We start from the raw sequence: 1,769 nt of genomic DNA, 5'->3' as shown, positions 1-1,769 counted from the left end.
CCTGCACTGTTCCCGTTCCGGCCGGAGACACTGCCGTGATCTGGGTCGCGGAGTCGACCGTGAACGAGGCCGCCGGTGTGGCACCGAAACTGACCGCAGTAGCTCCGGTCAGATCCGTTCCGGTCAGGACAACCGTCGTCCCGCCTGCTGCCGGTCCCGAGTTGGGAGCCGCAGTGGTGAGAGCGGGAACCGGGATGAAGGTGAAGGCAACACCGTTGCTGGTTCCGCCTGGAGTGGTGGCGGTGATCTGCACGGTCCCTGTTCCGGCGGGGGAGACTGCCGTGATCTGGGTCGCGGAGTCGACGGTGAACGATGCCGCCGGTGTGGCACCGAAGCTGACGGCGGTGGCTCCCGTCAGGTCGGTTCCGGTGAGCACGACAGTCGTCCCGCCCGCTGCCGTGCCCGAATTGGGAGCCGCAGTGGTGAGACCGGGAACCGGGATGAAGGTGAAGGCAACACCATTGCTGGTTCCGCCCACGGTGGTGGCAGTGACCTGCACTGTTCCCGTTCCGGCCGGAGACACTGCCGTGATCTGGGTCGCGGAATCGACCGTGAACGAAGCCGCCGGTGTCGCACCGAAACTGACCGCAGTCGTTCCCGTCAGATCCGTTCCGGTCAGGACAACCGTCGTCCCGCCCGCTGCCGTGCCCGAGTTGGGAGCCGCAGTGGTGAGAGCGGGAGCCGGAACATAGGTGAAGGAAACACCATTGCTGGTCCCGCCCACGGTAGTGGCGGTAACTTGCACGGTCCCTGTTCCCGCGGGAGAGACTGCCGTGATCTGGGTCGCGGAGTCGACGGTGAACGAGGCCGCCGGTGTGGCACCGAAGCTGACGGCAGTGGCACCCGTCAGATCGGTTCCGGTGAGCACGACCGTCGTCCCGCCGGTGACCGGCCCCGAATTGGGAACCACGGTGGTGAGAGCGGGAGCCGGAACATAGGTGAAGGAAACACCATTGCTGGTTCCGCCCGCGGTGGTGGCGGTGACCTGCACGGTCCCTGTTCCGGCCGGAGAGACCGCCGTGACCTGTGTCGCGGAGTCGACCGTGAACGAAGCAGCTGGTGTCGCCCCGAAAGTCACCGCGGTCGTTCCGATCAGATTTGTCCCGGTGAGAACGACCGTTGTCCCACCACCCACTGGTCCCGAACTCGGCACCGCTGTGGCCAGCGTGGGAGCCGGAACATAGGTGTAAGCGACGCCGTTAGTGGTTCCGCCCGCGGTGGTGGCGGTGACCTGCACGGTGCCAGTTCCGGCAGGGGCGACGGCGGTGATCTGCGTCGCGGAGTCGACGGTGAACGAGGTCGCCGGTGTCGCCCCGAAACTGACCGCGGTCGCTCCCGTCAATCCCGTTCCGGTCAGGACGACCGTTGTCCCGCCACCGACTGGTCCCGAAGTCGGCACCACTGTGGCCAACGTGGGAACGGCGACGTAGGTGTAAGTGACGCCGTTGCTGACTCCGCCGACTGTCGTGACGGTGACCGCGACGGATCCAGTCCCCGCGGGGGTTACCGCGGTGATCTGGGTCGCGGAGTCGACGGTGAACGAAGCCGCCGGTGTCGCACCGAAGGTGACGGCTGTGGCACCGGTCAGGTTGGTTCCGGTGAGGACGACTGTCGTCCCGCCTGTGACCGGCCCCGAACTGGGAACCACGGTGGTGAGGGCGGGAGCCGGAACATAGGTGTAGGCGACACCATTGCTTGTTCCGCCCACGGTAGTGGCGGTGACCTGCACGGTGCCCGTGCCCGCCGGAGCGACCGCGGTGATCTGCGTC

The 1,769-nt window shown here is 66.9% G+C and carries 1 protein-coding gene; it reads right to left on the bottom strand.

Translation table 11 applies throughout. The features are described from left to right. Window positions 1-1,769, bottom strand: a 1,769-nt coding sequence (locus tag ON34_RS28705; RefSeq protein WP_040785433.1) for a beta strand repeat-containing protein, incomplete at both ends; no start/stop codon positions are given.

Source organism: Nocardia pneumoniae NBRC 100136 (assembly GCF_000308755.1).
GTDB classification, from domain to species: Bacteria; Actinomycetota; Actinomycetes; order Mycobacteriales; family Mycobacteriaceae; genus Nocardia; species Nocardia pneumoniae.
The sequence above is the reverse complement of the archived record's forward strand: the minus strand, read 5'-3'. Positions and strand labels throughout refer to the sequence as shown.